The 6,000-nt window shown below is 47.8% G+C and carries 8 protein-coding genes; 4 read left to right on the top strand and 4 right to left on the bottom strand.

Going from position 1 to position 6,000, the window contains the following annotated elements:
- Positions 1-111: 111 nt before the first annotated feature.
- Positions 112-252, bottom strand: coding sequence for a hypothetical protein (locus tag NDI48_16970; protein ID MEP0832868.1), 141 nt, complete (start codon positions 250-252; stop codon positions 112-114).
- A 110-nt stretch (positions 253-362) separates the two neighbouring features.
- A complete protein-coding gene (locus tag NDI48_16965) occupies positions 363-575 on the bottom strand; it encodes a hypothetical protein (protein ID MEP0832867.1) in 213 nt (70 codons plus the stop codon).
- Positions 576-616: 41 nt separating this feature from the next.
- Between NDI48_16965 and NDI48_16960 the strand changes: the two genes are divergently transcribed.
- A complete protein-coding gene (locus NDI48_16960; GenBank protein MEP0832866.1) occupies positions 617-787 on the top strand; it encodes a ChaB family protein in 171 nt (56 codons plus the stop codon).
- Between the two features lie 156 nt (positions 788-943).
- Here the strand turns inward: NDI48_16960 and NDI48_16955 are convergent, their stop codons facing one another.
- Entirely contained in the window at positions 944-1,672 is a 729-nt protein-coding gene (locus NDI48_16955) for a hypothetical protein (GenBank protein ID MEP0832865.1), read from the bottom strand.
- Positions 1,673-2,131: 459 nt separating this feature from the next.
- On the opposite strand from NDI48_16955, the gene NDI48_16950 reads away from it, so the two are divergent.
- Together NDI48_16950 and fmt are read left to right on the top strand one after the other, a co-directional pair.
- Positions 2,132-3,010 (top strand): OmpA family protein, encoded by an 879-nt coding sequence (locus NDI48_16950; GenBank protein ID MEP0832864.1) that lies wholly within the window; start codon positions 2,132-2,134, stop codon positions 3,008-3,010.
- 140 nt (positions 3,011-3,150) lie between these two features.
- Positions 3,151-4,158 carry a methionyl-tRNA formyltransferase gene (fmt, locus tag NDI48_16945; protein ID MEP0832863.1) on the top strand — a complete coding sequence of 336 codons (1,008 nt, stop codon included), beginning with the start codon at positions 3,151-3,153 and terminating at the stop codon, positions 4,156-4,158.
- On the opposite strand, the gene NDI48_16940 is transcribed toward fmt, so the two are convergent.
- Complete coding sequence (locus tag NDI48_16940) at positions 4,149-4,520, bottom strand: DUF6464 family protein (protein ID MEP0832862.1); 372 nt, start codon at positions 4,518-4,520, stop codon at positions 4,149-4,151. The two genes, fmt and NDI48_16940, sit on opposite strands and share 10 nt — an antisense overlap.
- A 618-nt stretch (positions 4,521-5,138) precedes the next feature.
- On the opposite strand from NDI48_16940, the gene NDI48_16935 reads away from it, so the two are divergent.
- The gene (locus NDI48_16935; protein MEP0832861.1) at positions 5,139-5,582 is read left to right on the top strand and encodes a pentapeptide repeat-containing protein; all 444 of its coding nucleotides are present in this window, start codon (positions 5,139-5,141) and stop codon (positions 5,580-5,582) included.
- Positions 5,583-6,000 lie beyond the last annotated feature (418 nt).

Below are 6,000 nucleotides of genomic sequence, written 5' to 3'. Positions count from 1 at the left end.
TAATGAGGTATGCGTGACAAGCACCAAACCATTGAGGAGCCGTGTGAAAAGAAATTTTCATGCACGGTTTTGAAGACCAGCGAGATTGGTGACAGTCTCGCTGAGTTTAATTCAGTCAGTAGATGCTGTTGGTAAGCGATCAATCCAGTCTTCAATAAGCTGCGTTAGCGTTTTCTCTTTGGCTTCTGCATAAGCCTTAAGTTTGAGCATTCGCTTCTCGGATATCCGAACATGGAGGTTTTTGTTCTTCATAGTATGTTGCAGTTATCAACACATTTATGCTACCGTCAAGATGGTTGCTGACCCACCCACACGGCTGCAAACAAAGGTCACAGTAGCGGTTAGACGCAAACCCACGGTAACTAGCGTGAGAAAGGGGGAAAGATTCCGGTCACTGGTTCGCTGTGGTTACGTCCTAGCGGTAAAAGATAAACCAAACAGGAATGTACGAGAAAGAAATAAACGACCTGCGGAAGGCGGGTCGCTGCCTGGGTTCCCACGAGGGATAAAGGTTCGTAAGAGCCAGAAATGCTGTGTAAGACTCGGACAGGATTTAGTTCCTGACTTGTAGCCATACAAGTACCCAACAGAGCGATGGCAAATGAGACAGGAAACGATGATGGTTGTTTCTTTGAAGCTCCGGCTTCAGCGAAGCAAGCCGGAGTACTTCACTAGCGCACTTGAACAGTATGAGGAGGAGGACACGGCGTTCAAAGTGGCTTGGAGTGCACTGAAGCGGGATTACGAAAAAGGAGAGGACGGCAACTGGCACAAGAAGCCAGAGTAGGAACAGGAGGAAGCGATCGCATTTTCCTCATCGACTTCTCCGTCTGCACCGAAATTTGAATAAATAGACCTATCTTGTCGGGATACTCTAGTAGATAAGATAGGTCTACTCCATCAGGCTTCTGGTGAGGGTTACACCCATTTAAAAGGCAACAGCTTACCAACGGACTTGCGGTCCTGCCCAAACTTGGTTCATTACTTGACCATAAACCCTCGGTTCATCCTCAAGGGCGAGAGTTGTTTGACCCTTCAAATCAACAGACCACACGGGCCAGCGTTCATAACCTAATTCCCCAGCGCGAAAAAGAATTCGATCCGAATGCCTTTGACTCCAACCCAATAACACAGCCATATCATATTCAACGCTCTGAGGGGCTAGAGTCGTCACCAGATTTTGCCGCCGATCCCAAACGACGGCGTAATCCGAAATCTCCGTGCTGTTAAATAGCCCTTCAAACTGCCTGACTAGGAGGCGATCGCTTGATTTTGACCAAGAAATGGGTACCAAGATGGTTATTGTCCCCAGCCTATCGGCGTCTTGCTCTGGGAGCAGAGAATGATCAACGAAGGGCGAAGAGGCGGTGATCGTCCGTAAATCGCCAGTCTGTAAATTTTCTACAAAGACCACACTCGTGACGCGGCTTTGGTATAGCTCCGGCTGTCCTTCCATCTGAATGCGACTATAGGCAGCATACTGACCATCAGGAGAAAGAAGTGACTGGCTGCGATAGTAGCGTATCCCTGAACTGTTACTAGCACTCAGTTCGGCATGGGTAGCCAACACCCAATTCCAAGGAATGGGATGGGGACTATCCAGGGGGTCAATTTGCACTCCTGATTGAGTCATGTCTTGGGCTATTTCTTCAGTCACTCTGGATTGAGTCATATTCTTGGGCTATTTCTTTAGTCACTTCGGTTGAGGAATAGGAAGATGGCACCACTGAGGGGTTTACGACCCTAGGCACATTGACTTTCCTGAGCCGATACAGCATCTGCCATGTGCCATAAGTGAGTAGGATGACTAAAAGCAGCAAACAGGGTTGCTTGCGAAACCCTCCTACTCAACGCAATATTCTTTTGGACATTAAAGATTGGGGTTGCTAAAGTGAGCTTTATGTGTAATGGGCAACGCCCAAAGAACTACAGAAATATTCATTATGTTATGTATAACAAGTTAAGAATTCATCAAGTCAGTCTTTTACGAAAGTTTTCACTTTGAGGTTAAGAGTTGGGTTCTCTCCTCGATGTGGGGTTGGTTGCGACTTTGAGCCTCATGGGGGCATGATTGAATTCATCGTTTGTTTTTATGATTCTTCTAGGGTCTGAATGCAATTCAGGAAAATCGGTGACTCAATCCACTAGTTCAGCCACTAAGACTTCCCCTAAGCGAGCAACCCCTAGACCTTGGTGGTTACTTGTTCTAATTTTCCGCTTGCTACTGCTGGGTGTAGGCGGGGGTCTAGCCCTGATTGCGGGCATTGTCCTCGCTAATGTCTATCCCAACTCCAATCCGGAGAAGCCCCTAATTTTCAAAGTTCTGGAAGGTCTTGACAAAAAGATCCCCGTAAGCGTACCTCAGTCGAGTGCCCAGACTACATCAACTTCCAGCTCTGGGTTTCCGCAACTGACACCTGTCGAAAGACAACAGGCACAAGCGAAGCTGAACCAGTTGCAGGCGCAGTTGAATTCAATGAATGAAGCCGTGACAACGCTAGAAACAGAACTGGGCAGCAGCCGTCCCAACGAAACATTAGAAACGCGAATGCAAGCGATCGCCCTGCAACTCGAAGGAGTATCGTCCGTTAACCCAGATGTTCAAGCGCTCGAAAACAGCAGTGCCAATCAACTCATGCCCGTTTCTGACTCTGTCTCATCGGCTGACAAATTAAAACTCACGTTGCCCAGCGACCTCTTATTTGATCAGAGCAATAGCATTTTGCGCCCAGAAGCGAGTTTGATATTAGATAAAATCATCACAGATCTGCGCGGCTACTCTTCAAGCACAATCCGCATTACAGCCCACATGGACGCTGATACTAACGCCGACGCCGATCGCGAACTATCGTTTCGCCGTGCCAAAGCGGTTCAGCAATATCTCGTCAGCGCCTTAGGCGATCAATACCGATGGGTTGTTGTGGGCTATGGCGGCACACGTCCCCTAATCGCTAACGATACCGATGCCAACCGACAACGCAATCGTCGTGTTGAAATCGCAGTTGATTAGATGTAGGTTAGCCGATTCCTGCCCTCTGCCTTCTGTCCTCGTATGAGCTCCGGTCTGCCTTCTGCCTTCTGTCCTCACCAAAGCTCCGGTCTGCCTTCTGCCTTCTGCCTTCTGCCTTCTGCCTTCTGCCTTCAATCCTCATGAAAGTTATTTTTTTCGGTACTCCCCAGTTTGCAGTGCCTAGCTTAGAACGCTTGCTTGACTATCCCGACATTGAGCTACTGGGCGTCGTTACCCAACCCGATAAGCGTCGTGGACGCGGCAACCAACTGACTCCCTCACCCGTAAAAGCCGTCGCCTTAGCCCATCAACTCCCCGTCTGGCAACCGAAGCGGGTGAAAAAGAGCGCTGAAACCCTCACGCAGTTGCGAGACACTGGGGCAGATGTTTTTGTCGTCGTTGCCTATGGACAAATTCTCTCCCAAGAGATTCTGGATATGCCGAAGCTGGGTTGTATTAATGTCCATGGCTCTATTCTGCCCAAGTATCGGGGTGCTGCCCCTATTCAGTGGTGCCTATATCACGGGGAAACCGAAACTGGCATTACCACAATGCTGATGGATGCCGGGATGGATACCGGAGCAATGCTGCTGAAAGCATACACTCCCATTCAGCTCTTGGATAATGCCCATCAGTTGGGGCAGACTTTATCGGAGTTAGGTGCAGATTTATTAGTTAAAACGCTTCCGAAGCTGGAGCGTCAGGAAATTCAGCCCATTGCACAAGATGATTCCCAAGCAACCTACGCGCCACTGATTCAAAAAGCGGATTATTGTTTGGATTGGTCGCGATCGGCGATTGAGTTACATAATCAGGTGAGAGGTTTTTTTCCCAATTGTGTGTCGTTATTCCAGGATAAAGCGCTGAAAGTGATCGCCACAGCTCCCCTTGGCTCAGCTTACTTCTCCCAGTTGCCCCTAGAATTAGATGGGCTGGAGGAACAGTGGTCTTCTCTGGGTGAGAAGTCGGGCTGTCCTGGAGAAGTAGTGAGCATACTCAAGGGAGTCGGTCCGATTATTCAAACCGGCGACGGCATGTTGTTATTGCGAGAAGTACAACTAGCGGGCAAACGTCCTCAGAAGGCTTGGGATTTTGCAAATGGGATGCGTTTAACCGTAGGAGAGGTATTGAAAAACGGTCAGCTTTGAAGTTCTGAGTGAGAGAGTTCGTAAAAGCGGCAAGATTCACATGGGCCTTCTGGATTGACGGCACAACGAATGAGTTCAGAATGTGCATTGAAGCAGCAACTGGCATCACCCAGCACCCAGCGTCCTGCAATTAGGCTTTTCTCGGTTGGGCGTTGAGCGGATTGGACATAGAGAGCAATTTTATGTAATCGATAACGCCCTGATTTTAGTCGATAGCGGTGGCGGCGTTCTAATACCGCGTAGGTTTGGCCTTCAAAGTCGAGATAGTTTCCGGGCTGGGGTGTCCAATCGAGTTGGATATTTCCCAGAGTCTGACGCGGGTGCGTCAGAATCAGCTCTGCGGGTAGTGAATCTGGCTCCATAATGTAGGTGTAATGCAGACTACACTTGGATGGTATCGCACTCGCCGCGTAAGGCTCATCTCTTTCAGATTCTGCATAGAATTGTTGCAAAATCTCATCAACGATGCGATCACTAATGCCTGTGTCCTCGTATGAGTTCCGGCTGGGGCAAGGGTCTGGGGGACGGTGCTGCAACCCTTTGCTTTGGGGAAGCATCTTCCTGAAAATTTCAAAAATTTACACCACCACATCCCTCAAAATAAAGAAATAGCAAAATTCGATGGCTTACGTTTCGTTTTGCCTATAAATTGCAGCTTCAAACGTTATAAATGAATCCTGGATATCTCTATCATGTGGCCTAAGAAAGCTCTACAATTGTAAGTAAGAGAAAGTCTCTCTCAACCTGAGGGAAGGTAAAAATAGAGACCTTTAGATACGTCATAAGATAGTTGAACCAAGCAGAACAAGCTCTAAAAAGCACCTATTAAATCTATCCAAAGAGCCAATTAAGCCTTAGTCTCTGAAAAAGGTTCATCTGTAAGGATCATCCCAATGTAGGAAGGCAAAAGCCAGTAACATCCTGCAAACTATTGTTAGAGTCTAATGACTCGTGGCTAACACCTGAGGAGGTACTCCACTATGCAACTCAAACATCTGCTGACAGTAGCTTTATTGAGTACAACTTTTTTAGCAGCTCCTGTTAAAGCTGAAAACCCTGTCCAGGTTAAACAATTATTGGAAACCTATGAATGTCCAGGATGTGACTTATCAGGAGCGAACCTCACAGGTGCCCACCTCATTGGTGCTGATTTAAGGAATGCTAATTTGCAGGGAGCCACCCTCGTTGATGCGAATTTAGAGGGGGCTGATTTAACAGGGGCTAACCTTAGAGACGCGAATTTGACCAGAGCCTTTGTCAATAGTACGAGCTTAAATAGTGCTAACCTGATTAATGTAGATTTCACGGAAGCTCACCTGTATAGTGCAGATGTGGAGCAAGCCGTTATGAGTGATATCGTCCTTACTGATGCGGATGTGTTTAATACGGCCATCAGTGTGGGTGGAGAATATCCCGAACCTTAAAGCAGGTTTCAAGGGTCGAACAGTGTTCAAAGGCGATCGCCCTTGGGGGTGCCGCGAAGGCGGTACTCTTCGGACAAGTGATCAGGGTACATCTTGAGAATAAACTGAATAAAATGAGCTGAACTAGAGTGCAATCTATCAGCAGATTAAGGGCATGGCATGGCTGTGCCCTTATGTTTTGGGCGGTTCCAACTCCCCCAGGAGGGCTGCCGGATTACGTCTAATATCAAATCCGACTTGTAGACCCCTTTTTTAAGCCTCTAAACAATCTCTTCCCTCTCCCCCTCTCCTTTGGGGTATAACTCTCCTCCCACCCTCAAAAATTTTGTCAAGGAATTTGAAGTTCTGTAACCTCTTGTCTAAGGAGATGAAAGCCCTGCGGTAAACTAACCCTTGATCCTGAGTCTTACTCAATACT

Origin of the sequence: Microcoleus sp. AS-A8 (assembly GCA_039962225.1) — a bacterium.
In the GTDB taxonomy this organism is placed as follows: domain Bacteria; phylum Cyanobacteriota; class Cyanobacteriia; order Cyanobacteriales; family Coleofasciculaceae; genus Allocoleopsis.
This window is presented reverse-complemented; position numbering and strand designations above follow the sequence as displayed.

Bases quoted from the DNA above. Each gene is read 5' to 3' on its own strand.
- fmt (MEP0832863.1), top strand. From the start codon at position 3,151: ATGAAAGTTATTTTTTTCGGTACTCCCCAGTTTGCAGTGCCTAGCTTA.
- NDI48_16960 (MEP0832866.1), top strand. From the start codon at position 617: ATGATGGTTGTTTCTTTGAAGCTCCGGCTTCAGCGAAGCAAGCCGGAG.
- NDI48_16955 (MEP0832865.1), bottom strand. From the start codon at position 1,672: ATGACTCAATCCAGAGTGACTGAAGAAATAGCCCAAGACATGACTCAA.
- NDI48_16940 (MEP0832862.1), bottom strand. From the start codon at position 4,520: ATGGAGCCAGATTCACTACCCGCAGAGCTGATTCTGACGCACCCGCGT.
- NDI48_16970 (MEP0832868.1), bottom strand. From the start codon at position 252: ATGAAGAACAAAAACCTCCATGTTCGGATATCCGAGAAGCGAATGCTC.
- NDI48_16935 (MEP0832861.1), top strand. From the start codon at position 5,139: ATGCAACTCAAACATCTGCTGACAGTAGCTTTATTGAGTACAACTTTT.
- NDI48_16965 (MEP0832867.1), bottom strand. From the start codon at position 575: ATGGCTACAAGTCAGGAACTAAATCCTGTCCGAGTCTTACACAGCATT.